The 23,511-nt window shown below is 67.2% G+C and carries 24 protein-coding genes; 7 read left to right on the plus strand and 17 right to left on the minus strand.

What is annotated here, in order from left to right; genetic code table 11:
- Window positions 1–56: 56 nt before the first annotated feature.
- Complete coding sequence (locus tag D579_RS0100700; RefSeq protein WP_018950777.1) at window positions 57–1,298, plus strand: HD-GYP domain-containing protein; 1,242 nt, start codon at window positions 57–59, stop codon at window positions 1,296–1,298.
- Between the two features lie 25 nt (window positions 1,299–1,323).
- Here the strand turns inward: D579_RS0100700 and D579_RS0100705 are convergent, their stop codons facing one another.
- The 3 genes from D579_RS0100705 to D579_RS0100715 all read right to left on the minus strand — a co-directional run bounded on the left by D579_RS0100705 (window position 1,324) and on the right by D579_RS0100715 (window position 4,597).
- A complete protein-coding gene (locus tag D579_RS0100705) occupies window positions 1,324–2,445 on the minus strand; it encodes a flagellin (RefSeq protein ID WP_018950778.1) in 1,122 nt (373 codons plus the stop codon).
- 135 nt (window positions 2,446–2,580) lie between these two features.
- On the minus strand, window positions 2,581–3,201 hold the full coding sequence (gene msrA / locus D579_RS0100710) for a peptide-methionine (S)-S-oxide reductase MsrA (RefSeq protein ID WP_018950779.1): 621 nt from the start codon (window positions 3,199–3,201) through the stop codon (window positions 2,581–2,583).
- Between the two features lie 91 nt (window positions 3,202–3,292).
- Window positions 3,293–4,597 carry a PAS domain S-box protein gene (locus D579_RS0100715; protein WP_018950780.1) on the minus strand — a complete coding sequence of 435 codons (1,305 nt, stop codon included), beginning with the start codon at window positions 4,595–4,597 and terminating at the stop codon, window positions 3,293–3,295.
- Window positions 4,598–4,694: 97 nt separating this feature from the next.
- Between D579_RS0100715 and D579_RS0100720 the strand changes: the two genes are divergently transcribed.
- On the plus strand, window positions 4,695–5,588 hold the full coding sequence (locus D579_RS0100720; RefSeq protein WP_051074757.1) for a hypothetical protein: 894 nt from the start codon (window positions 4,695–4,697) through the stop codon (window positions 5,586–5,588).
- Window positions 5,589–5,731: 143 nt separating this feature from the next.
- Here D579_RS0100720 and D579_RS0100725 read toward each other — a convergent pair whose 3' ends face one another.
- From D579_RS0100725 to D579_RS0100755, 7 genes are all read right to left on the minus strand, one after another.
- Entirely contained in the window at window positions 5,732–6,769 is a 1,038-nt protein-coding gene (locus D579_RS0100725; RefSeq protein ID WP_018950782.1) for a phosphotransferase, read from the minus strand.
- On the minus strand, window positions 6,766–7,050 hold the full coding sequence (locus D579_RS0100730; protein ID WP_018144242.1) for an MliC family protein: 285 nt from the start codon (window positions 7,048–7,050) through the stop codon (window positions 6,766–6,768). The genes D579_RS0100725 and D579_RS0100730 overlap by 4 nt, the downstream gene beginning before the upstream one ends.
- Before the next feature lie 134 nt (window positions 7,051–7,184).
- Window positions 7,185–9,665 (minus strand): EAL domain-containing protein, encoded by a 2,481-nt coding sequence (locus tag D579_RS0100735; protein WP_018950783.1) that lies wholly within the window; start codon window positions 9,663–9,665, stop codon window positions 7,185–7,187.
- A gap of 171 nt (window positions 9,666–9,836) precedes the next feature.
- A complete protein-coding gene (locus D579_RS0100740) occupies window positions 9,837–10,220 on the minus strand; it encodes a hypothetical protein (protein ID WP_018950784.1) in 384 nt (127 codons plus the stop codon).
- 206 nt (window positions 10,221–10,426) lie between these two features.
- Window positions 10,427–11,452: a sensor domain-containing diguanylate cyclase gene (locus tag D579_RS0100745; RefSeq protein ID WP_018175728.1), complete on the minus strand. Its 1,026-nt coding sequence runs from the start codon at window positions 11,450–11,452 to the stop codon at window positions 10,427–10,429.
- Between the two features lie 55 nt (window positions 11,453–11,507).
- Window positions 11,508–12,311: a hypothetical protein gene (locus tag D579_RS0100750; RefSeq protein WP_018950785.1), complete on the minus strand. Its 804-nt coding sequence runs from the start codon at window positions 12,309–12,311 to the stop codon at window positions 11,508–11,510.
- Between the two features lie 7 nt (window positions 12,312–12,318).
- Window positions 12,319–13,875 (minus strand): EAL domain-containing protein, encoded by a 1,557-nt coding sequence (locus D579_RS0100755; protein WP_018950786.1) that lies wholly within the window; start codon window positions 13,873–13,875, stop codon window positions 12,319–12,321.
- A 199-nt stretch (window positions 13,876–14,074) separates the two neighbouring features.
- On the opposite strand from D579_RS0100755, the gene D579_RS0100760 reads away from it, so the two are divergent.
- On the plus strand, window positions 14,075–14,254 hold the full coding sequence (locus D579_RS0100760; protein WP_018950787.1) for a hypothetical protein: 180 nt from the start codon (window positions 14,075–14,077) through the stop codon (window positions 14,252–14,254).
- Here the strand turns inward: D579_RS0100760 and D579_RS0100765 are convergent.
- On the minus strand, window positions 14,234–15,190 hold the full coding sequence (locus tag D579_RS0100765) for a pentapeptide repeat-containing protein (RefSeq protein WP_026289400.1): 957 nt from the start codon (window positions 15,188–15,190) through the stop codon (window positions 14,234–14,236). The two genes, D579_RS0100760 and D579_RS0100765, sit on opposite strands and share 21 nt — an antisense overlap.
- 85 nt (window positions 15,191–15,275) lie before the next feature.
- A complete protein-coding gene (locus D579_RS0100770; protein ID WP_018950789.1) occupies window positions 15,276–16,202 on the minus strand; it encodes a patatin-like phospholipase family protein in 927 nt (308 codons plus the stop codon).
- A 149-nt stretch (window positions 16,203–16,351) separates the two neighbouring features.
- On the opposite strand from D579_RS0100770, the gene D579_RS0100775 reads away from it, so the two are divergent.
- From D579_RS0100775 to trxC, 3 genes are all read left to right on the plus strand, one after another.
- On the plus strand, window positions 16,352–16,927 hold the full coding sequence (locus tag D579_RS0100775) for a hypothetical protein (RefSeq protein ID WP_026289401.1): 576 nt from the start codon (window positions 16,352–16,354) through the stop codon (window positions 16,925–16,927).
- A gap of 38 nt (window positions 16,928–16,965) precedes the next feature.
- Window positions 16,966–17,841 carry a cupin-like domain-containing protein gene (locus D579_RS0100780; RefSeq protein ID WP_018950791.1) on the plus strand — a complete coding sequence of 292 codons (876 nt, stop codon included), beginning with the start codon at window positions 16,966–16,968 and terminating at the stop codon, window positions 17,839–17,841.
- Window positions 17,842–17,917: 76 nt separating this feature from the next.
- Window positions 17,918–18,352, plus strand: coding sequence for a thioredoxin TrxC (trxC, locus tag D579_RS0100785; protein ID WP_026182010.1), 435 nt, complete (start codon window positions 17,918–17,920; stop codon window positions 18,350–18,352).
- Between the two features lie 58 nt (window positions 18,353–18,410).
- Here the strand turns inward: trxC and D579_RS0100790 are convergent, their stop codons facing one another.
- Together D579_RS0100790 and D579_RS0100795 are read right to left on the minus strand one after the other, a co-directional pair.
- Window positions 18,411–18,767 carry a hypothetical protein gene (locus D579_RS0100790; protein WP_018950792.1) on the minus strand — a complete coding sequence of 119 codons (357 nt, stop codon included), beginning with the start codon at window positions 18,765–18,767 and terminating at the stop codon, window positions 18,411–18,413.
- Between the two features lie 52 nt (window positions 18,768–18,819).
- Window positions 18,820–19,812, minus strand: coding sequence for an MDR family oxidoreductase (locus D579_RS0100795; RefSeq protein WP_018950793.1), 993 nt, complete (start codon window positions 19,810–19,812; stop codon window positions 18,820–18,822).
- A 172-nt stretch (window positions 19,813–19,984) separates the two neighbouring features.
- Between D579_RS0100795 and D579_RS0100800 the strand changes: the two genes are divergently transcribed.
- Window positions 19,985–21,421, plus strand: a complete 1,437-nt coding sequence (locus tag D579_RS0100800) for a diguanylate cyclase (protein ID WP_018950794.1) — start codon at window positions 19,985–19,987, stop codon at window positions 21,419–21,421.
- 15 nt (window positions 21,422–21,436) lie between these two features.
- Here the strand turns inward: D579_RS0100800 and D579_RS0100805 are convergent, their stop codons facing one another.
- The 3 genes from D579_RS0100805 to D579_RS0100815 form a co-directional block, all read right to left on the minus strand.
- Entirely contained in the window at window positions 21,437–21,760 is a 324-nt protein-coding gene (locus tag D579_RS0100805) for a hypothetical protein (protein ID WP_018170090.1), read from the minus strand.
- A 138-nt stretch (window positions 21,761–21,898) separates the two neighbouring features.
- On the minus strand, window positions 21,899–22,642 hold the full coding sequence (locus D579_RS0100810) for a class I SAM-dependent methyltransferase (RefSeq protein WP_018950795.1): 744 nt from the start codon (window positions 22,640–22,642) through the stop codon (window positions 21,899–21,901).
- 123 nt (window positions 22,643–22,765) lie between these two features.
- Window positions 22,766–23,470, minus strand: coding sequence for a TVP38/TMEM64 family protein (locus D579_RS0100815; RefSeq protein WP_018950796.1), 705 nt, complete (start codon window positions 23,468–23,470; stop codon window positions 22,766–22,768).
- Window positions 23,471–23,511 lie beyond the last annotated feature (41 nt).

The raw sequence follows: 23,511 nt of genomic DNA on the forward strand, positions 1-23,511 counted from the left end.
GTGAGTCAGAACACCGTTCTGCAGACCCGGCCTGCCATTGCAAGCCTGGGCCCCGAATGCTGAAGAAGATCAAGTTGGAACATGTCGTCGAGGGAATGTACATCCGGGAACTTTGTGGCTCGTGGATGGAGCATCCCTTCTGGCGCACACGCTTTCTCCTGGACGACCCGAAGGACCTCGCGACACTGCGGAAAAGCCGCATCCGCGAGGTCTGGATCGACACCGCCAAGGGACGGGACCTAGAAGGCGCGGGGGAGGCCGTAATGCAGGCAACGCGGGAAGCCGAGGTGCAGGACTCGCTGCAGGCCGCTTGCGCTGTGGAAGGTCGCCAGGAACCCGTTTCTACTGCGGAGGAACTGCAGCGAGCCGTTACGATCTGCAGGAAGTCGCGGCAGGCGATGACTTCGATTTTCGGCGAGGCGCGCATGGGCCGTACCGTGGACACCGAGCTGGCGCGCAAGGTAGTCGAGGAAATCACGGACTCCGTGACCCGTAATTCCCGCGCCCTGGTTAGCCTGGCGCGGCTGAAGAACGCCGACGACTACACCTACATGCATTCGGTGGCGGTATGCGCGCTGATGGTGGCGTTGGCGCGCGAGCTGGGGCTCGCGGACGAGGCAGTCCTGGCGGCTGGCGAGGCGGGGCTGATGCACGACATCGGCAAGGCCGCGATGCCGCTGGATGTGCTCAACAAGCCCGGCAAGCTGACCGATGAGGAGTTTGCTGTGATGAAGCGCCATCCGGAGGAGGGGCGCCGTATCCTTCAGGCCGCTGAAGATGACCTCGATCCGATCACCCTGGATGTTTGCCTGCATCACCACGAAAAGATGGATGGTTCGGGATATCCCGAGGGGCTGACAGGGGATCAGATTACCCTGTACGCGAAGATGGGCGCGGTCTGCGATGTCTATGACGCGATCACCTCGAATCGCCCTTACAAGGCGGGCTGGGACCCGGGCGACTCCATCCGCAGGATGGCGGAATGGGCGAACGGCCATTTCGATCCAACCGTCTTCCAGGCGTTCGTGAAGAGCCTGGGGATTTACCCCGTGGGGTCCCTGGTGCGCCTGGAATCCGGACGCCTTGCTGTAGTCGTCGACCAGTCCGCCGGTTCGCTGCTCAAGCCGGTCGTGAAGATCTTCTATTCGACGAGCTCGGGTTGCCGGATTCCACCCAGGGTGGTGGATCTCTCCGCTGTCCATAACAAGGAAGCGATTGCCGGGCGCGAGGATCCTTCCGTCTGGCCATTCGCGGACCTTGATGAACTTTGGTCCGGGCTCCCGGCAGACCGTCGATAGATCGCGGGCGCACGGTGGACGCGATTCAGGCGAGCAGGCGCAGGACAAGCCGGGGTGCCAGGTTGGCCTGGGCGAGGATGGCGATTCCGGCCTGCTGGAGGATCTGGGCACGGATCAGGGCGGCGACCTCGGCGGCGTAGTCGGCATCCAGGATGCGGCTGCGCGCGGCCTGGAGGTTCTCGCTGCCGATGCCCAGGTTGTCGATGGTGGACTCCAGGCGATTTTGCACCGCGCCCAGACGACCGCGCCGGGCGCTGATCTGGTCCAGGGCCTGGTCGAGTCGGGGGAGGGCGTCGCTGGCGCCCTGTGCGGTGCCCAGATCGATCCCGGCGAGGTGGCCCTCGACCGCGCGGGTGGCGGGCATGTCCAGGGCATTGAGACCGGCGTCGCCGCTGATGGTGATGGTCTCGCGTGCGGTGATGTCGAGGCGCCCATCGAAGCTGGCGGAGGCGCGGCTCGGGTCTCCGAGCTCGCGGTTGATGGCGGTGGCCAGGGCCGCGACCGAGTCATAGTCCCCGTCCGGGACGTCGATCGCCGGCCGCTCGCCGATGCGGATGCGGAAGTCGCCCGCCACCGTGAACGGGCCGCTGGCGAACAGCGCTGTCAGATCCCCCGACCGGCTGGTCGCGATCGCGCCGAGCTGGCGCGTGCCCATGCCGTCGCCGAGGTCCACGGCGAGGGTCTGCCCGGCGTTGGCACCAACCTGAAAGAACGCGGTGGGGGCGCTGCCATCGAGCAGGGTCCGTCCATTGAAGGTGGTCTGGGTAACCACCCGGTCGGTCTCGGCCAGCAACTGCCGGGCCTCGCGGTTCAGGGCCTGGCGGTCGGAGGCGGACAGGGTGCCGTTGGCCGCCTGCAGGGCCAGCTCGCGGATGCGCTGGATGTTGCCGCTCATGGAGCCCAGCCCGCCCTCGGCGGTGCGGGCCAGCCCGATGCCGTCCTGCGCATTGCGCATGGCCTGGTTCAGGCCACGAATCTGGGTGGTGAAGCGTTCGCTGATGGCCATTCCGGCGGCATCGTCGCGCGCCGAGTTGATGCGGCGCCCGGAGGCCAGGCGTTGCAGGGCCACCTGCAGGGCGCCCTGGGAAAGCCGCAGGTTGCGCTGGGCGTTGAGCGACAGGAGATTCGTGTTGATCACCTGGGCCATGTTGTCGGGTCTCACGGCCCGTCACCGGGCCTGTCGGTACCCGGTGCCATGCCGCCGGGATCATGCAGCCGAAGTTTCGCGGCTACAGTGCGTTAACGGCGGTCTTGAACCTAACTTTAGGCCCGGGAAACCCAATCATTTCCATGGTGGCCCCAACCTGTTCGGTACGCCCCATAGCGCTTGCAGGCGCTCCTCCAGGCCGCAATGGGTCACGTAGTCGGCGTAGCGTTCCGGGTGGTTGCGGTAGTAGTTCTGGTGTTCGTCCTCGGCCCGATAGAAGGGTGCAGCGTCCCGTATGCGCGTCACGACCGGTTGGTCGAAGCGGCCCGAGCGGTTCAGCTCGGCCCGTGAGGCTTCGGCGATGGCGCGCTGGGCGGCATCCTGCGGAAAGATGGCGGTTCGATAGTGGGGCCCGCGATCACAGAACTGCCCGTGGGGATCCAGCGGGTCAATACTGCGCCAGAAGGCCTCCAGGATCTCGCTGAAGCCGATGCGCTCGGGGTCGAAGAGGATACGCACGGCCTCGACGTGGCCGGTGCGCCCGGTGACCACCTGCCAGTACCCGGGATCGAGGGTATGCCCCCCGGTATATCCAAGCTCGGTTTCAAGGACGCCTTCCAGCGTGTCGAAGGGTGCTTGCATGGACCAGAAGCAACCGCCGGCCAGTACCGCCTGTTCGGGTCCCTCGGCGTGTGTCAGGGCCGGCGCCGAGAACAGGAGCAGGGCGGCGAGCCAGAGTGTGCGAGTGAAGGACATGATGCCTCCCCAAGATGTGTGGGCCGTTGGTGAGACCCGTCCCCGCGCGGATGGTGCCCGCCCCGGGAGATGCGGACTCCCGGAGCAGTCCCTACGGGTGATCGCGCGGGATGGAAGAGATGGATTCCACGACCAGGTTGGCGCCGTCGCGGATCTCGTCGACGATGCCCTGGACGGTCTGGACCTGGGCGTCGGCCTGCTCGGCGACCTCACGGACCGTGTCGATGCGAGCGGCGATTTCGCGTGTGCGTTCCAGGTTGCTGTTGATGACCTCGGCGATTCGGGTGGTTGCTTCGCTGGTGCTGGCGGCGAGCTTGCGCACCTCCTGGGCAACCACGGCAAAGCCGCGGCCCTGTTCGCCGGCGCGCGCGGCCTCGATGGCGGCGTTCAGGGACAGCATCCGGGTGGTCTCGGCCACGGTGCGGATGGTCTCTATGATGGACTCGATGTTGCGTGCCTCGGCGTTGAGACGTTCGACTGCCTCCTGGGTGCTGGTGACCTCGGCACGAATCTGCACGGTGTGCTGTGCGTTGAGCCGCAGTGAGTCCTCGCCGCTGCGGGCGTGATCGGCAGTCTTGCGGGCCATGTCGTGGGCGACGGCCGAGGCCTCGCGGGTGCGCTGCGCCGTATGCACGCTGGCGGTGATGTCGGTGGCGAACTTGATGACCTTCTCCACCCGGCCTTGTTGGTCGAGAATCGGATTGTAGGTGGCCTCCAGCCACAGCTCCTGGCCGTTGGCCTTCAGCCGCCGGAACTTCCCGCTCATGAGCTGGCCCTGCGCCAGGCGCTCCCAGAAATCGGGATGATCGCGATAGAAGGTCTCGTCGCAGAAGATACGATGATGCTGGCCGCGTATGTCGTCGAGGTTGTAGCCGACCGCTTGGAGGAAGTTGTCATTGGCCTTGAGGATCTCGCCCTCCGGGGTGAACTCGATCACCGCCATGGAGCGGTCCAGGGCGGTGAAGACGGCTGCCTGGTCGCGCAGCTGTTCCTGCTTTTCGGTGACGTCGTAGGCGATCTTCGCGATCTTCTCCACCTGGCCCTGGGTGTCGCGCACGGGGAAGTAGGTGGCTTCCAGCCAGATGGTTTCGCCCGTGCGCGTCACTCGGGGGAAGGTTCCGGTATGCGATTCCCCGGCCGCCAGGCGGCGCCAGAAGTCGCGGTACTGCACAGAGCGTGCGTACTCGGGGCTGCAGAACATCCGGTGGTGCTGGCCGATGACGTCCTCGCGCGGGTGGCCTATGGTCTTCAGGAAGAGCTCGTTGGTATCGAGGACCTGGCCGCGCGGGGTGAACTCGATGTAGGCGACGGCCTCCCGAACCGCGTCGAGCACGGCCGCGTCGGTGGTTCCCGTAGCAGGATGGGCCGTCGGCGAAACGGCGGGGTTGAAGAACATGGCGAGCTCCTTGTGACCGGGTGCGGTAGAGGCCGTTGCAAACAATGTACAGGTCATGTACAAGAAAGGTACAGATATTTCCTGTTAGGAGCGATGCATGGTTGATTGGGCAAGAATCAGGGTGCCAGCCGCCGCCCTCTGGCTGGGAGTCGCGGTCCTGCTGGCCGGGTGTGGGGGCACCTTCCCGCAGCCCGGTCCGGATCCGGAATTCGACGACGGACTGAGTGCGCAGGCCCTGTTTCAGCGAACGCTTGCGGCCCACGGCGGGGACCTGCGCGAATACCCGGGTGATCTGAATCAGGCGACCGATGGCGAGTGGGGGCGCGTGATCCAGCGTTTGCAGCCGCTGGTGGCGGACGGCGACTACCGCGGCCAGGGCGAAGAGCGTTATCGCCCCGCCGATGATCTGTATGCGGTCCACTACACCGGTCCCGAGGGCACCAAGAGCGTCTTCCGCCACGGTGACGAATTCCGCTTGTACTACGATGGCGAGCGCAGTTCGGACCGCGACCGGATTCGCGCCAGCGCGATGACCACGGACGCCGGCGAGCTGTTCCACTACGGTCCGAGCTTCGTCAAACACCGGGCGACCGACATGGAGCGGCTGGCGGACCAGCGCGAGGGCGGTGTGAACTACCGTCGGGTACTGGCCACCATTGAGCCCGGGTTCGGCGAGGCGGACGAAGACCGGGTGGTGATGTGGATCCACCCCGAAACCGACCTGCTTTATCGCGTGCATGTCACCCTGAACGGCTTTGGCCCCACCCAGGGTGCCCACGTGGATACGACCTTCCTGGAGTACGCGGAGATCGAGGGGTACACCCTGCCTACGCGCTTCGAGGAACGGGTGCGCGGGCCGCTGCGGCTGTTCGTGCACGAGTGGTGGGTGACCGGTCGGGACAGCGGACGCGACTGGGCGCCTGCGGATGTCCGTGGGCCCGGTTTCTCGGGGGCTGCGGCGCCCCCTGCGGCGGACACTGCCGCACCGTAAGGGATGTGTTCGGGTGTGCCGTCATCGGCCCGCCATGAACGACGTGAGCCGACCCAGGGCCGATCTGCCGACTCCGAATGCCCCCGCGGTTCCGGCTGCGCCGGCGGTCGCCGATTGCTTGTGGGTCGCTGTGCGGCCGGGCCCTACTGGCTGGAGGTCGCGGAAGCGCTCGAATCCGCCCCCGACGGGATGTCGGACCAGCCACCTTCCTGAAGGCGCCGGACCATGGCCAGTGCCGTGCGGCGGCTGTAGTCGTGGATCTTCCAGTGATCCGGCATCCAGCCGACCAGGAAGCGGTAGAAGTCGGCCTGGGCAATAGGGAACAGCGCACGCCACTCGTGCTCGATGGCGCCGGCTTCCGTGCCCTTGCCCCGTTCGTTCAGGGCCTCGCGCAATGCCTCGAAATAGGCATCCAGCAGGTCGGCCTCCCAGTTTTCCTGTTCCCGTTCGTCCAGGCAGCTCCCGAGGAAATAGGCCACATCGCGCATGCCGCAGCCGCCTCCGACATACTGGAAATCCACGGCGGCAACGGCGTCGCCCTCTGGCGCAAAGCAGAAGTTGGCGACCTTGGCATCGCCGTGGACCAAGCTGCGGTAGCGGGCGCCGGTCAGGGCGTCGTCGAGGGCCGCTGCCGTCTCGCGAATCGCCGGGTCCTCGATGGCGGCCCACTCGTCCGGGCGGGTGGCCAGATGCCAGTAGCTGCCCTCGGGCCACAGGCCGGTGGGCTCCCGCCCCATGAAACGCGCGTGGAAGCGGGCGAGCCAGCGCAGGCAGAGCCGCGCCTCGGCGCGGGTCAGGTGGTCCCTGCGCTGCGGGAAACCGGCAGCGTCGAGGTCCTCCAGCACGATCAGGTGCTCGTCGCCGATGGTCGCGGTATCCAGACAGCGGGGCACACGGCTGGTGGCGTCGCATTGGTTGGCCCAGTCGCGGTACCAGGCCATTTCCACCTGATAGGAGCGGACCTTGCGCTGATGCGAGCGGTTGTTGCTCCAGCCGCGCGGATGGTCCAGCTCGTCGGGGAACACGATGTGCTTGAGGATGACTGTGGGGGAGTCGCCGCCTTCAAGAAGGTAGCGCACGATCTCGCCGTAGCCGCTCCAGAGGGTCTGGATGACCGGGCCGCGCACCGCCGTGCGGGCACAGGTGGCCTGCAGGACGAAACGGGTCGCTGCGTCGGTCATCCGCGGTCGGGCAGGGCGCGACAGCTCCAGAACACGCCCAGCATCTCGAGCATGGCGGCGTCGTCGCGGGTCCAGAACACGATGTCGTCGGTGGGATTGGCGTAGCGCCCGCCGTAGGCCGTCTCGGTGGCTTGTAGTCGGGCGCGGGCCCCGTTGAAAGCCAGCACGGCCTGCTCGCCCTCGAAGGTGGCGGTGAGTTCGGGGCCGTAGGCGCAGATGTAGGCCACCTCGCGCGGGGCATCATCGCCCCGCGGCAGCGCGCTGCAGCCGGCGATCAGCATGATTCCTGCCAGTACGATTGCTAGGCGCACGCGGTGGTCTCCGGTTGGTGATGGTCCATCGTAGGGAAACACGGATCGATGTGCATGCTCGCTGCGTCGTCGCTTGGGCGCGCGAACATGGCGCGGGGAACCGCTCAGGCGCTGCGGCCCGGGTGCGCTGCGGCGGACGAAGCGGGCTCGGCGAGCATCCGTTGGCAGTCGGCGGCTGGCTGCGGGCGGGCAAACAGGAAGCCCTGCAGGGTCTGGCAACCGGCCTCCTGCAGGAAGGCTTGCTGCGCCTCGGTTTCCACGCCCTCGGCGACGGATTCGAGGCCCAGGTTATCCGCGAGGCTGAGGATGGTGCGCACGATGGCGCCCGCGCTCGACTCGGTCTCCAGGTCCGCGGTGAAGCAGCGATCGATCTTCAGCACATCCAGCGGAAAACGGCGCAGATAGGCCAGCGATGAATACCCGGTGCCGAAGTCGTCCAGGGCCACGCGCACCCCGCGCTCGCGAAACTGCCCCAAGGTGCGGATGACCTGGTCGGTATCGGCCATCAGCATGCTCTCGGTGACCTCCAGCTCCAGGGCGTCCGCACTCAGCTGGGTGTGTTCCAATACCCGGTCGATGCTGTGCGCCATCTGGCGATCCCGAAACTGGGGAGCGGCCAGATTGACGGACACGCGGACCGGTGGCAGCCCGGCCTGATGCCAGTCCCGACACTGACGGCAGGCCTCGGTCAGTATCCACTGGCCCAGTTCGACGATCAGCCCGGTCTCTTCGAGGATCGGGATGAAGGCGCCCGGCGAATGCACGGTGCCGGCGCCATCCTCCCAGCGCAGCAGGGCCTCGACGCCGACGATCCGGCCATCGCCGGCCGCCACCCGCGGCTGGTAGTGGAGAAAGAACCCTTCCTGGTGATCGACCGCGCGCCGCAGTTGGCCCTCCAGCGAGACGCGTGTCCGCACGTCGTTGTTGAGCTCGCCGGAACAGAACTGGATGGCATTGCCCTCGGTGCGCTTGGCCTGGTGCATCGCGGATTCGGCGCGGCGCATCAGGTCGGACGCATCCTGGGTGTCGTGGGGATACACGGCGACCCCGACGGAACCGGGCACATAGAGCTCGTGCTCGCCAGCCTTGATGATCTGGCGCAGTGGCTCCAGCAGGCGGGTGACGGCGCCGGCGACCGAGCCGGGAGACTCCACCGGGAGCAGGGCGCCGAACTCGTCGCCGCCCAGGCGTGCCAGCACGCCACCGACCGGCAGACGGTTTTCCAGGCGCCGGGCCACATGTTGCAGGACCTCGTCGCCGGTGGCCTGGCCCATGCCTTCGTTGACGCTCTTGAAGCGATCCAGGCCAATGTGGGCCAGCACCAGCGGACGCCCCAGGCGCTCGGCATCGGCGACGGCCTGGTCGGCGCGTTCGGCAAAGCGGGTGCGGTTGGGCAGGCCGGTGAGGGCGTCGTGGTAGGTGATGAAATGGAGGTGGCGCTCCGCCTCGCGCCGTTCGGTGATGTCGTGCACCACGCCGGCCATGCGTTGGGGCCGGCCCTGGGCATCGAAGTCCACGCTCCCGCGCTGGTAGACGATGCGGACGGAGCCATCGGGGCGGACGATGCGGTGCTCGATGTCGTATTCCGGTCCTCCGGGGGTGAGGGCGTCGTCGACCGCGCGCTGCACGCGCTCGCGGTCGTCCGGGTGCACGGCCTGCATGAACGCCTCGTGGGTCGCACCCCATTGGTCGTATTCGAGGCCGAAGATGCGGAACACCTCGCTGGACCAGCGGATGCCCCCGGCGTCGAAGTCCGAGATCCAGTTGCCCAGATGGGCGATCTGCTGCGCCTCCTGCAGTTCCGCCTCGCGCCGTTCCAGCGCCTCGCGCGCCGCGCGCCGCTCGGTGATGTCCTGGAACGAGACCACGGCGCCGGTAACACGGTTGCGGGCATCGAACAGCGGGGCGGCGTTGATCAGTACCGGGAACCCGTGCCCCGCGCGGCTCCAGAAATACTCCTCGCAGGCCTGCAATGGCTCGCCGGTGCGCAAGACCCGGTAGACCGGGCATTCCGTGGCGGGGAAGGCCTGGCCGTCGGGCCGGCTGTGGTGCGACAGTTCGTGCGAATTGTGGCTCAGGGCCTCGTCTTCGCTGGCGAACCCGAGCAGTTCGCAGGCCGCGGGGTTGAGGAAGGTGTAGTTGCCATCGGCGTCGATGCCGAAGACGCCCTCAGCCAGGCTCCCCAGCAGGTTCTCGCGCAGGAGTTCGCCCTGCTTGCGGTCCGTGACGTCGATTCCGAGGGTCTGAAAATGGGTGATCTCGCCGGCCTCGTTGAAAAAGGCGCGGCTGGTCCAGCGGATCCAGCGGTCGGTCCCGTCGCCGCGGCGCACCGGGTTCTCGATGGTGCGCACGGGCGCGTCGGGGGTATAGCGCAGCAGGTCGGCGCGGTTCTCGGGCTGCCGCTCTTTGGGGAGGTCATGGATCCAGCGGTGCCCGAGCAGGCTGCCGGCGGGCGCCGCGAAGTATTCGTGGGCCGCCCGGTTGGCATAGAAGATGGTGGTGTCGGGTCGATAACAGATGATGATGAAGGGGTGGTTTTCCACCAGGTCCTCGTACTGGACCATCACCCCGGACGAATCGCTCATGCATTTCCCCTGTCGGACGCGTCCTGCTGGCTCCTTCCATCCGAACGTGTTGTCCCGAGTTTGTCAGGGGAGTTCTGAAGGCGCAAACCGTATTCAAGAGGCAGATTTCAGGGGCGGTCAAGCGGCGTCAACGCGGCGCGGTTCAGTGGGGCGCGGGTACGGGCGGAGATGTCAGCGCGGGCGTTCGCCGGAATCGAGTTCATCCAGCGGGTCGTGGGCGTCCTCGCGCTGGCGGACGCGTTGTTCGTGTGTCCGGGGGTCGGTAAGGGAGGGATCCGCCTGCACGTTTCGCACGACGAGGAAGGTCCATACCGTCGCAAACACCCACAGGAACAGACCGATTGCCAGCGGGAAGCCGCCGTAGCCGGAGATGTCGGCCAGGCCGGTCAGCAGGGCATAGGCGATCGACACGAGGGCGGCCGCCCAGGCAATGGCGATCGGCGCGGCGCAGCTGTGGGCGGCGGCGCCGTAGCGGTACGCCGCCACCGGCGGCAACACGATGCCGAGAAAACGGTAGAGCGCAGGTTCCCGCGCGGGTTGATGCAGGCTGGTCATGTCGATCCCTCTCTCCGGGGTGCCGCTTTCCCCGGAGTCTGGTCCGAATCCGGGATGTTTTCCACGTGGCCCAGCGACCGCTGCGCGAGGACTGGACGTGGATCACGGCCCTGGCGCTCGGCCCGGCCGCGGATGGACTGCGTTCCGGCCCCTGCGCGGGCGCGGTCCGGTTGCTATCCGTTCAGATCACCGGCGATGGGGATGGTTCAGGGCCTGGGTTCGGCGGTGTCGGCCGCGGCAATGGCGACCCGGTCGCGCCCACCGCGCTTGGCCTGGTACAGGGCGCGGTCCGCGGCCTCGACCACCTGCGTGGCGTGGCGGGTCTCGTTGGGGGTGAGGCAGCCGACCCCGGCGCTGGCGGTCAGTGTGGGGGCCACGCGGGAACTCGCGTGCGGGATCGCCTCCTCGCGGATGCGCTGCAGGCAGCGCTCGGCCAGCGCGTGGGCCGCGTCGATATCGGTGTCCGGCAGGATCAGTACGAACTCCTCCCCGCCCAGGCGTGCCAGCAGGTCCTGTTCGCGGCCGACGACGCCGGCGAGACAGGTGGCGATCCGCTGCAGGCAGCCGTCGCCGGCCGGGTGCCCGTAGCGGTCGTTGTATTCCTTGAAATGGTCGATATCGAGCATGATGGCGGAGAGCGGGCGCTTGTCGCGCCGGGCGTGGGCCCACTCGCGTTCGAGTACGAGGTCGAACTGCCGACGGTTGGCGATGCCGGTAAGCGAGTCGCGGTAGGACAGGGCCTCCAGTTCGGACTTCAGGCGCAGCAGTTCTTCTTCCTGTTGCTTGCGCTCGCTGATGTCGAACATGAAACCGACCAGGGCCTCCACCTCGCCGTCCCTGCGCACCACGTGGACCACATCGCGGATCCAGATGTAGTGCCCGTCCCGCGTCAGCGCACGATAGTCGGCCTCGTGGTCGACCCCGGACTGCGACTGTGCCACGCAGAAGTTGACGACCGATTCGCGGTCGTCCGGGTGCATGCGCTCCACCCAGTTGTCGATGCTGACCCAGCTCTCCGGTGTCCAGCCCAGCAACGCCTCGATCTGCGGGCCGATATAGGTGAAGCGCATGGTCGCCCAGTCGATCCTCCACGGGATGGCGCGGGTGGATTCCAGCAGCGTGCGATAGACGGTGCTGTCCGGTTCCATCTCGGGGTGCGTGGTGGGCGATTCGATGCCCGGTCCCAGTGCCGTCCCTGTGTTCTCCGGCTCGTCGGCTGCGGTCGCGTTCATGGCGAATCAAGTCCTTCTTTGGGGCGCAGGCGGTATTGCGTGGTGGTTGGATTGATCAGCTGGCGGCGAGGGGCTGGATCAGCAGCTCGATCTGCGGGGAGAATGCCTCGCTGCCGAGGTTCCCGGCCGGAGTGGTGGTGCCGAAGACGCGCAGGACCAGGCGTTCGGGGGCGACCCCGGCGTTCTCCAGGCGGCGGCCCGCCGCCATCGCATCGTCCTCCGTGCCCTCCGACGAGGTGTCGGATGCGTCCATGCCGTGTCCATGCGCGATGACGGTCACCAGGCTGGCACCAAACTCGTCGAGCAGCCGGCCGATGGTATCCAGGGCGCGGGCCTGGTCGGCACCTTCCGGCAGGGTCACGCGGATACCCGAATCCTGATGATCGATCGCGCTGGGCTGTCCGGACAACTCCTGGCGCAGGCGGGCCCCCAGGACGTCCATGTAGTAGCCCAGGCGGCCGGGGTCCAGGGTTTCGTGACCCTGTTCTCTCAGGAAGACGCGTCGTTCGCTTTCGGCGCTGGACGAGCGGGCGATGTGCAGGCCCAGCGACGGTTCGGTGGGTTCCGTCGAGCGGGTTTCCGTCTCCGTCTCGGTATCCGTATCCGTATCCGTACCTGCGGCCGTGTCCGTATCCGTACCTGCGGCCGTGTCCGTATCCGTTTCGGGCTGGCTATCGGTGCCTTCGGGTGGCGCCGTATCGGTTTCCGGCGCGGCGGGTTCGGAGGCGGGGCGGTCGCCAGTGGGAGCCGGTGCATCCTGCTCCACCGGCAACAGGGCACAGCCCGAGGCCATCGCGGACAGTAACAGGGGGAGCGCCAGGATTCGGCCCGAGCGACGGGTGTTCGAAGATTGGAACATGGTCTCCTCAGTGTTGGCGGCACCAGTCGAGGAAGGCCTCGGCGGACAAGGGCCGACTGAAGTGGTAGCCCTGTCCGCCTTCCACGCCCTGCGCGCGCAACCATTCCACCTGGTGGGCCGATTCGATGCCCTCGGCGACGATCTGCAGATTGAGCGAGCGGGCCATCTCGATGATGTGGCCGATGACATTGCTGGTCACCGCTTCGTGGGCGATGGCATCGGCAAAGGTCTTGTCGATTTTTAGTGTATCGAGTTCGAAACGTTCCAGGTAGGAAAGGCTCGAATATCCTGTGCCAAAGTCGTCGATGGCGATGTGGTGGCCGCGCCGGCGCAGTTCCCGCAGGCGGGCGCGGATGGCGTCTTCGTTGAGCAGGGAGCGTTCGGTCAGCTCCAGCTTGATCGCGGAGGGTGCGACACCTGCCTCGCGCAGGGCCTTGCGCAGCGCATCCCCGAAGCGGTCGGAGGCTAGGTCGTGGCCGGTAATGTTGAGGTTGATGGCCTGCTCGGGATGCGCCCGCAGGTTGTCGCCCAGATCGCGGAGGATCGCGCGCAGGATGGCCAGGGTCAGATCGGTGGCCTGCCCGGTGTCCTCGGCGAGCGGCACAAAGACATCCGGGCGGATGGTCTCGTCGCCCTCGCGATGCCAGCGGGCCAGGGCCTCGGCACCCCGGCAACGGCCGTCCGCGAGGTCGACGATGGGCTGGTACTCGACACTCAGGCGCTCGTTGGCAATGGCCTCGCGCAGCTCGCTGGCCAGGCTCAGGTGGCGGCGCAGGTAATGCAGGACCAGGAGTAGCCAGAGGGTCACCAAGAGCAGCCCGAAGATGCCCGCCACGATCAGGGTGGAAAGGTAGCGATCCCAGAAGGCCGCCAGCGGCTGCGCGGCAATGATGTCGACCGGGAAGATCGTGTCCAGCGAGAAGCGGCTGATGATGCGCCCCTGGGCGCGGTCGACGCTCAGGCCAATGGGGGTGGTGTCGGGTGATGGCAGGTCGGCGTCAGCGGGATAGCGGCTCATGGGAAGGCCTTCGACCCACAGGCCGACCCGTTGCTTGTCCAGCAGGCCCGGACTGATCAACAGGCGTGGGTCGATCGCGACATCATGCTGGCCGAAGCGCATCAGGAACAGCTCCACACCGCCCACGGCGGTGTCCGCGCTCGGCCACCAGGCGACCACGCCGGTGTCGTAGATGCGGCTGGCACGCGGTGGTGTGAGGGCCTCGCCCTGGACAAACCCCGCACCGCACTGGCGTTCGGCCGCGCGCCAGTAACCGATGGCACGCACATGAGGCCGTGCGATGGCCGCGTCCTGAAGGCGTTCCAGGTGCTCCGGGGAGCAGGGTTCCAGGTCCAGCTGATTGAGGCTGTCCAGCAGTTCGCGGGCGTCTACCAGCGCGGCTTCGGTCTGTTCGCCCAGACGCTGGGAGAGTTCGGCCAGGCGCTTCTCCTCGGCGACCACGGACTCCTGCCACAGAAACCAGGCCAGGGCGGCGAGCGGCAGCAGGATGCCGAGCAGGGTCGCGGCGGAGACCGAGAGCAGGACCTTGTCGCGTCGGGTGATCATATTCACCAGGGGCCGGGATCGAACGGATCGAGAGTAGCACGGGGCGGAGCTCAGGCCCGTACCCGCAATCCCACGGAGATTCGGCACCGTCTATGGTCAGAATGAGGAGTCCGTGTCGGGAGGTGTTGCCATGAACCAGGATCGGGAAGAGGGCGGAGATGGGGGTGCGACGACGTCGCACGAAACATCCGGAACGCGAATGCCGCAGGCCGTGCGCAGCCGGCTCAGCATGCATGACGGTGTCACCGATTGGTGCGACTGCTGTTCCTGCGAGGCCGAGCCGTACTGGGCGGAGGTGGCGGAGGAGCTGGGAATCGATCCGGATCCGGGCGTGGCACGTGGAGGGCGCGCCCGCGGGTCAGTCGCAGCTCCCGACTGAGTCACGGGCGCAGATGCGGCCGTCGGTCCAGATGCTGCGGCTTAGGTAAGCAGCGTCCAGCCGGGCACCGGAGAGGTCGGCATCGGTCAGGTTGGCGTGGGCGAGATTGGCATTCTCGAGGTTGGCGTCGACCAGGCGAGCCTGGATCAGGTCCGCGCCGGTCAGGTTGGTTTCAGCCAGATTCGCGCCCTCCAGTCCGGCCAGGGCGAGGTCCGCGAAACGCAGATCCGCGTCGGTCAGCCGTGCACCATGCAGGCGCGCGCCGGCCAGGCGGGTGCTGTGGAGTGACGCGCCCGTCAGGTCGGCACCGCGCAGGTCGGCGCCGGCCTTGTCACAGTAGTTCCAGTTGACCCCGGGCCCGGCGGCCTGTTCGCAGTCGGGCCCGGAGTCACGCTCGAAGGCAATCCCGAAGGCGAGCAGCAGGCCGATGGCCAGGGTGACTGCAAGGCCACCCGCGATCCAGGGCCGCGGCCCGCGGACCCACTCACTCCAGGGCGGCGCCGGCCGTTCCAGGATCTCGGCCCATTGTTGGCGATGGGAGATCGTCGCGGGCGATTCGGGACAACGGCGGTCCCCCTTGCGGCGCTCGCGGATCTCGGCGGGCGGGTTGTCGTCGCGCCGTTCCCGCCGGCGTTCGTCCTCGCGCAGGCGGGCCTGGTTCAGGCGTTCGCGGCCCTCTGGGGTGTGGGCGTTCTGCAACTCTTCGGGGATCAGGTGAGGGCGCTGGTCGATGCGCCACCAGGTCTCGCGGTCGAGGCTGACCTGGTCATCCGGGCGCAGCCGGCCCAGGATCAGGAAGCGGCCGATCGAGCGCTGAGGGTAGGGCCCGCACACCTGATCATCGCGTCGGGTAAACCACAGCTCATGGCGTCCGTCGCCGGTTCCCGGGGGCGGATCTTTTGCGTCTGGCCGGGGATCGGGGTTATCGCTGGTCACGGTTCTTGCAGGCTTCCCTTGGCACCGTGTCCGTTACGGTGGATGCCGCGAGTATAGGGCATGAAACAGGGATTCTGGGCACGGATTACCGGCTGGGGGCCGGGGGCTGGATGCCCCAGGTATCGAGCTGGGCGCGGAGTTCCCCGGCGGCGGGCTCCGCCTTCTCCAGGATTTCGTCGATCCGGTTGAAGTGCAGCAAACGGATGCCACCAGTATCCGGTACCAGGTAGAGATCCGGCGGGTCGAGGCGGGTCATGTGGCGGATGATGGAGCCCTGCATGATGCTGAAGCTCTTGAACAGCAGGTCGGTCATGCCGATCTCCTCGGTGGCGTTCGGCGAGCCATTGCCGGACACGTCCACGGCGATCACGTAGTCGTATTCGCCCTGCAGCAGATCATAGGGCAGCGGATTGGAGGCCCCGCCGTCGATCAGGGTCTGGCCGTCGTCGTGCCGGACCGGTTCGAACAGGCCGGGCACTGCCATGCTTGCCTCGATCGCCAGGAACAGGTCGCCCTGGTCGATCACCACGCTCTCGCCGGTGCGAAAGTCGGTGGCGACCACGGCGAAGGGGATGCGCAGATCGTCGAAGTCGCGCGCCTCGGTGTGCTCGGCGAGGAAACGCAGGAACTCGCCCGAATCGAACAGGGCATTGCGGCCCAGTCGCAGGGGGACCAGGTCCAGCAGCTTGATCTCGGAGCGCGCCAGCCCGGTCAGGGCATCAAGCTCGGATCCGGAAAAGTCGTCGAACAGGTCGAAGATCTCGTCGGCATCGAGCCCCGCGGCGTACAGGCCGCCGATCACGGCGCCGATGCTGGTGCCGGTGATGCGGTCGGGCAGGACCCCCCGGTCGTCGAACACCTGCAGCATGGCGATATGCGCCAGGCCCCCGGCCCCGCCCGAGCCCAGCGCCAGGCCAATGGTGGGGGTGGGCGGTTCAGCGGTGTCCGCAGCCAGTGCGACCGGGGCGGTGGCCAGGAACAGGGCGAGGAAAAGGAACGACAGCCGTCTCATGGGGCGATGCGCTTCCGGGGCGTGTGGGTGTCATGCTGCTACCCTGAGCCCGAATGCACGGACGGGCAAGAAGAGGGGCGCGCATGCGGGTCACAACAGGCAGTGGCGAGAGGGTCCCCCGCGCCTTCAAGTGGAGCTATCTCGCCTTCGTGCTGGTGCTGGTTCCGGTGTATGCCGTGGTGCACGGCTGGTTCAATTTTCTCTGGTTTTCCAACGTGGCGTTACTGGGCGGGCTGCTGGCGGCCTGGCTGGAGAGTCGCCGGATCGCGAGCATGATGCTGGTGGCCGTCGTGCTTCTGGAGCTGGGCTGGGTGCTGGATTTCCTGCTGAGCATGGCGGTCTGGGGCTGGGCCCCGCTGGGGATTGTGCACTACATGTTCAACCCCGAGATCCCGCTGTTCGTGCGCCTGCTGTCGCTTTACCACCTGCCGCTTCCGTTCGTGCTGATCTGGATGGTCTGGCGTCTCGGGTATGACCCCCGTGCCTGGCGTTACATGGTGGGGCTGGGCTGGGCCATCCTGTTGCTGACCTTCGCGCTGGCGGATGCCGACAACAACGTGAACTGGGTGCTGGGTCCGGGTGGGCAGGTGCAGGAGTGGATGCACCCTGTTGCATGGCTGGCGGTGGTCATGGCGGTATGTTCCGGGGTGTGGTGGCTCACGCATCTGCTGTCTGCCTGGCTGTTGCAGCAGCGCAGCACCGCGCGCTGCGGGCGGGCTTGGTAGGCTGACGGGCTTCCCCGAGCGCGGAAACGGGAGCGGAAATGATCGAGACTACGCCGGTAGAGCGGGTCGGGTTTGTCGAACCGGACACGTTCCTGCGGCAGTACAAGGCGGCCGCGCAACCGGTGATCCTGGAGGAGCTGACCCGAGAGTGGCCGGCACGGGAGCGCTGGACACCCGACTATTTTCGCGAGGTCGCCGGGGATGCCGTGGTGCCGCTGTATGACAGCCGGCCTGCGCGCGACAACGGGCATCAGCACGCCGCGTCCCTGCACATGCCGATGGCGGAGTACCTGGACCTTCTGGAGGGGGGCGAGCGCGACCTGCGCCTGTTCTTCTTCAACCTGGTTGCCGCCCGGCCGGCGCTGGCGTGCGACTTCGAGTTTCCCGAAATCGGGTTGCACCTGTTCCGCAAGCTGCCCGTGCTGTTCATGGGCGGCAAGGACGCGCGCGTGCAGATGCACTTCGACATCGACCGCCCGGATATCCTGTTGTGCCACTTTGGCGGGCCGAAACGCGTACTGCTGGTCGCTCCCGAGTACACGCCGTACATGTATCACGTGCCTTTCTCGTTCAGTGCGCTGGCCTCGGTGGACTTCGAGGATCCCGACTACCAGCGCCATCCGGCCCTGCGGCATGTGCGGGGCCACCTGGCCGAATTGCGCCACGGGGACGTGCTCTATATCCCGCCGGGGTTCTGGCACTACGTGCTGTATGACGACATCGGCTTTTCCATGGCACTGCGGGCGTTTCCGCGTGACCTGCCGGATGTCGCGCGGATGCTGAGCAACCTGCTGGTGACGCGGACCATCGAGGGCACCATGCGCAAATTGGTCGGGCAATCCTGGAACGACCGCAACGAACGCCGCGCGGTGGAACGCACCGAACACTTTCTCGCCCGGCATCCCGCGGCCTGATGGATCCATGCACGCGTTCGCGGAGTAAGATCAGGGGGCTGGCCTTTTCTTCTTCTGCCTGGAACGAGGTGCTGCCGTGAGTGAAGCCCTGCACGTGGTCTGTCCGCATTGTGACGCGGTGAATCGAATCCCTGCGACACGGCTGGGTGCCGGCCCGAAGTGTGGCCAGTGTCATCGGTCGTTGTTCGGCCAGGATCCGCTGGAACTGACCGCCACGAACTTCCTCCGCCACCTCGAGCGTAATGATATCCCGCTGTTGGTGGACTTCTGGGCGCCGTGGTGCGGCCCCTGCAAGATGATGGCCCCGCAGTTCCGCCAGGCCGCGGCGGACCTCGAGCCGACCGTGCGGCTGGCGAAGGTGAATACCGAGGCGGAGCCGGAGCTGGGCCGGCGGTTTGCGATCCGCAGTATCCCGACCCTGGCGCTGTTCCGCGGCGGACGCGAAGTGGCGCGCCAGGCGGGCGCGATGGGGGCGGCGGATATCGTGCGCTGGACCCAGAGCCAGGTTTAGCCGGGCAAAGGTGGCTTCGTCGCGGTCGTCAGCATCGTAGGGTGCCGACGGTAATCAATCAGCGGCTGACCAGTTCGCGCCAGGCCTCGTGGCCGCAGCTCATGCAGTGGTATTGCGCCTCGAAATGCCCTGGCTGGTTCGCACGTTCCCGGATCGTACCGTCCTGGAAGGTGAAGCTGCGCAGGGTGCAGCGCGGGCATTTTTCGACCGGGTCGCGGGGCGCACGTGGCTCGCTGGCCGCAGGCGTGTCGGTGCCTTCGGTCCTGTCGGCGGCGTCTTCCATTGCCTGATTGAGCTCCCGGGTCAACTCGGCCGTGACCCGGTGGGCGGCCTCTGTGGTGTCCTCGCGGGCCATGGCCTCCAGCTCGGCCAGACGGTCACGGATGTGCTTTAGACGGGTTTCGAGTTCGGTCACGGGCGCCTCCAGGGTGGTATGCCCAGCATAGTCGGTTCGCGTTCGACGGGGGTTAATCCAGCCGGACTACTGTACGGCCGCGGATCTGGCCCTTCAGGATCGATTCGCCGCAGTCCGGCAGGTCTTCCAGGCCGATCTCGCTGGTGATGGCGTCGAGATCGGCCCCGGGGAGCAGAGCGGCCAGGCGCTCCCAGGTGCCCCGCCGCCGCTCGGCGGGGCACAGGACCGAGTCGATCCCCAGCAGGTTGATCCCGCGCAGCAGGAACGGCAGGACCCTGGTCTGGAGCTGCGCGCCGCCGGCCAGGCCACAGGCGGCCACCGAACGTCCGTACGCCATCCCGGCGAGTACATGGGCCAGCATGTCGCCGCCGACCGTGTCCACACAGCCGGCCCAGCGTTCGCCCAGCAGCGGCTTGGCCGGCGCGTCGGCCAGCGCCTCGCGATCCACGATGGTGCTGGCGCCCAGTTGGTGCAGGTAGTTGGCGTTCTCCGGGCGTCCGGTCACGGCGGTGACCGTGTAGCCCAGGCGTGCCAGGAGTCGCACGGCGATGCTGCCCACGCCGCCGGAGGCACCGGTGACCAGAACCTCGCCGGTGCTCGGTTGCAATCCGTGGTCTTCCAGGGCCTGCACCGCCAGCATGGCGGTAAAGCCGGCGGTGCCCGCGGCCATCGCCTGGCGCGCGCTGTAGCCGGGCGGCTGAGCGATCAGCCAGTCGCCGCGGACGCACGCGCGCTGGGCGTAACCGCCCCAGTGGGCCTCGCCGACACGGTAGCCGGTCAGCACGACGGGATCGCCCGGGCGGTAGCGCGGGTCCGCCGATTCGAGCACGGTCCCGGCCAGGTCGATGCCCGGCACGTGGGGATAATCCCGCACCAGGTTGCCCCGCCCCTGCAGGATCATGCCGTCCTTGTAGTTGAGCCCCGAATAGTGAACCTGGAGCAGGACCTCGCCCGCGGGCAGGTCGTCGAGAGTGAGTGTCCGGATCGTGGCCACCGGGCCGTCGGGCTGCGGTTCCAGGAGCAGGGCCTTGAAGGATTCGGTCATGCGAATCAGCGTCTCGTCAGGGAATGCAACGGCAGCCTAACAAACGGCCGTCTTTTCTGGCGCGAAGGGCGGGGAATGTTGCTAACCTCATTGAGATGGGCGAACGGGATTGCGCGTGTTCGCCGGGCGGCGTTGCGCCACGCGCCGATTGTTTCCCGTTGCGAGGATCATCATGGCGGCAGACCCCTCCGGGTGTTTCCATTCACAGATCATTGAATACGCCCCGGTCTGGGTGAATACCCTGGATCCCGAGGGGCGGGTGACGCTGTGGAATCGTGCGGCGGAACGGATCAGTGGCTATAGCCGCGAGGAAGTGGTGGGACACGCGAGTATCTGGGAATGGCTTTTCCCCGACCCGGACTATCGCGCGGCGGTCTTCGCCGAGGGGAAGGCCATCATTCACGAAGGCCGCGAGATCGCGGGCCTGGAGTCCACCATCCGCACCCGTAGTGGCGAACAGCGCACGCTGTCCTGGTATGCCCAGCGGTTTTTCGATACCGAGGGCACGCTGCTTGGGGCCAGCGTGATGGGCGAGGACATCACCGAGCGCAAGCAACTGGAACTCAGGGCACAGCACCAGTACCGGTTGCAGGAGGTGGTGTCGGCGATCTCCGCGCAGTTTGCGGACCTGTCGGCGGACGCGGTGGACGCAGCCGTTGTGCAGGCCCTGCAACGTCTGGGCGAGTTCTTCCGGATGGGGCGAGCCTACGTGATCTGCTTTCGCCCGGACCATGAGACGATGGACCTGGTGAGCGAGTGGTGCGCGCCCGGTATTGCCCCCTTCCTCGACGAGATGCAAGGGATACCCATGGAGGCGCATGGCTGGGTGACCCGCCAGATTCGGCAGGGACACCCGGTGCATGTCCCCGATGTGGGTGCGCTCCCCGAGGCTGCGGTGGTGGAGCAGGCCGAGTTCCGGCGCCAGGATATCGAGTCCCTGTTGCTCATCCCGTTGATCAGCGATCAGAAGGCCTTCGGGCTTTTGGGCCTTGATTCGGTGGCTCGGCACTACGAGTGGAGCCCCGAACAGATCGGCGCGCTGCAGGTGGTAGCCGATATCATCGCCGGCACCTTCGCGCGCAAGGAGGTGGAGGCGGAGCTGGCCCGCCAGGCGCGGGTAGATGGCCTGACCGGCCTCGCCAACCGGCGCGAATTCGATGCCGTCCTGGAGCGCGAGTGCGGTTCGCGGCGCGAGGTGAACCTGGCGCTGTTGATGATCGATATAGACCATTTCAAGCCGTACAACGACCGCTTTGGCCACCAGCGTGGGGATGACTGCCTGCGCCAGGTCGCGGAGGTATTGCGCGCCGCGGCACACCGTCCCACCGATCTGGTGGCGCGTTATGGCGGCGAGGAGTTTGCCTGCATCCTGCCGGACACCACGCTGGAGGGTGCGCGGGCGGTCGCCGAACGGGTGCGCCGCAAGGTCGAATCGTTGCAGCTGGGCCACCCGGATAACGTGACGGATGCGGTGACGGTCAGTCTCGGGGTATCCGCGGTCGACGGGGAGCGATCCGTGGCGCCGGAGGATCTTCTGGGGGAGGCGGACCGGCAGCTCTACCGCGCCAAGCGCGAGGGACGCAACCGGGTCTGCGCGGCGGGGCTCTGATTACCCCCGCCGGGGTTATTCTGCGCCGGCGGCGCGCGTCGGGCGTTCGCGCGGATCGGCGGAGCGGGCATCTTCGCGCTCAAGCAGGGTGACGACCGGGACCGACTCGCTGTCTTCGCTCACCAGCTGATCGCCTTCCATCCACGGTGGCGGCAGCTGCGGACGCATGTCCTGCACCTGGGCGAAATTCGGGAACTCCACCTTGGAAAACAGTTCCGCAGCGGATTCCTGCGCCTGCGGGTTTTGCAGGGTCAGCACGAAGCCGGTGGCCAGCACCAGCAGGGAAAACTGGAAGCGCTGATCGCTGTAGGTGGAACGTGAACGCAGCAGGTCGAGCATTGGATGGTCTCTCGGGAGTCTTGCCTGCATAGACAGTACGCCCGGACGAGGGTTTCCATCAAGCAGGCCCGGTTCGGAGCGGGGCTTTGAGTTGCCACCGACCCGGGTCGTGTCAGGGGCAGCCGGGGGCGTGTTGCTTCAGGATGCGCGGCGGCAGACCAGAAAGACCTCTTCGACGCCGTCGGTGGCGACCATGCCGGGGGTCAATTCGAGGGGCTTTTGCAGGCGCAGTCCCAGGGGCATCAGGAAGCGGTTGTAGACCTTCATCGCGACCGGCCGATGACGTTGCAGGAACCACATGCCGAGGTCATTGAGGCGCGAGGATTTGGGCTTCATGCCGAAGATCGCGCTTTGCTCGATCTGCAGGTGGTGGCGTTCCAGCAGTTGCGTCAGCTTGGCCGGTTCATAACGCCGGTAGTGGCCGACGATGTCGTCGAACGGCGTCCAGTATTCCGGGTGTAGCGGGGTGGAGAGCAGTACCCGGGCCCCGGGTGCTGCCACCCGCGAGAGCTCGGCCAGGGCCGCCTCGTCGTCTTCCACGTGCTCGACGATGTCCAGCGCGCACACCAGGTCGAAACTCTCGTCGGCGTAGGGCAGGGCGGAGATGGGGGCGGTGTGGGTGATGCCGCCCGCGCTTTCCAGTGCTGCCAGGGCCGGTGGGCTGATATCGACAAAGTGGGTGCCGGCGATCGGCAGGCGCGGGCGCATGCCGGGCCCTACCTCGAGCCGGCGGGTATGCGATTCGGCCAGGCTGGATACCAGGCCCCAGGTGTTGAAGCGTTCGGGGTGCACCAGACGCGTGTCCGCCCACAAGCCATCGTAGAAGCGCTGGTTGACGTCGCCGATGTCCGAATGTTGCTGCGGGGCAGTATCGTGGGTCACGCGGTGGCCGGGCTTGAATGGTGCGCAACAGTGTAACCAACCTGACGGGTGGTCACAGGCTGGCTGGGTAGACTCCGGGAAGCCGTTCTCGGTTTGGCGGGCGGGTCAGCGCCATCCGCTGTGTCATTCGTCGGTCTCAATGTGCCGTGAGTGGCGGCGCTGAATCCGGTGGCGCAGCGCGGCGCCCAGCAACAACAGCACCGCCAGCGCAAACAGGGGCAGGAGGGTTTGCGGTTGCAGGGCCTCGCCGCTCGCGAGGGCGTCGGTGGTCCCGTGGATGGCGGTGGCGTACACGCTCCATTTGACGGCGAGCCCAAGCACGGCTGCCAGCAGGAAACGGCCAAGTGGAAGGCCCAGCGCGCCGCCGGCGTAGTTGACCATCGAATGGGGAAAGCCGGGGAGCACGCGCAGCGCGATCTGCGTGGCGAGGCCACTGTGGCGGTGCAGGAAATCGGCCAGCCAGGCGTCTTCGCGGCGTTCGTGATCGGGATGGCGCGCCAGGCGGGCGGACACGCGGTACGCACCCCAGGCACCACTGACGCTACCTGCGAGGAGCAGACCGATGGCTAACAGGGGCGGATGGAACGGGGCGATCAACCAGAGGATGAGCGTGCCGGGCAGAGCAAAGGTCAGCATCAGGGCCATCAGGAGCACCAGCCCTGCCGTCGCCCAGGGGCCGCCCGCGACGGCATCGCCCCAGGCCAGCAGGCGGACCGGATCGCCGATCCACAGCGCGATGCCGATGCCCAGCGCGATCAGCAGCACCAGCAGGCCGCGCCCGATGTTGGCGCGGGAAAACCCGTTGGGTCGGGGGCGGGGGTGCGTCATTGAGCGGGGCCTCCGGGGAGCGTCCGGCGTGATGCGGTCAG

This window comes from Thioalkalivibrio sp. AKL12 (assembly GCF_000377925.1).
Classification (GTDB): Bacteria; Pseudomonadota; Gammaproteobacteria; order Ectothiorhodospirales; family Ectothiorhodospiraceae; genus Thioalkalivibrio; species Thioalkalivibrio versutus.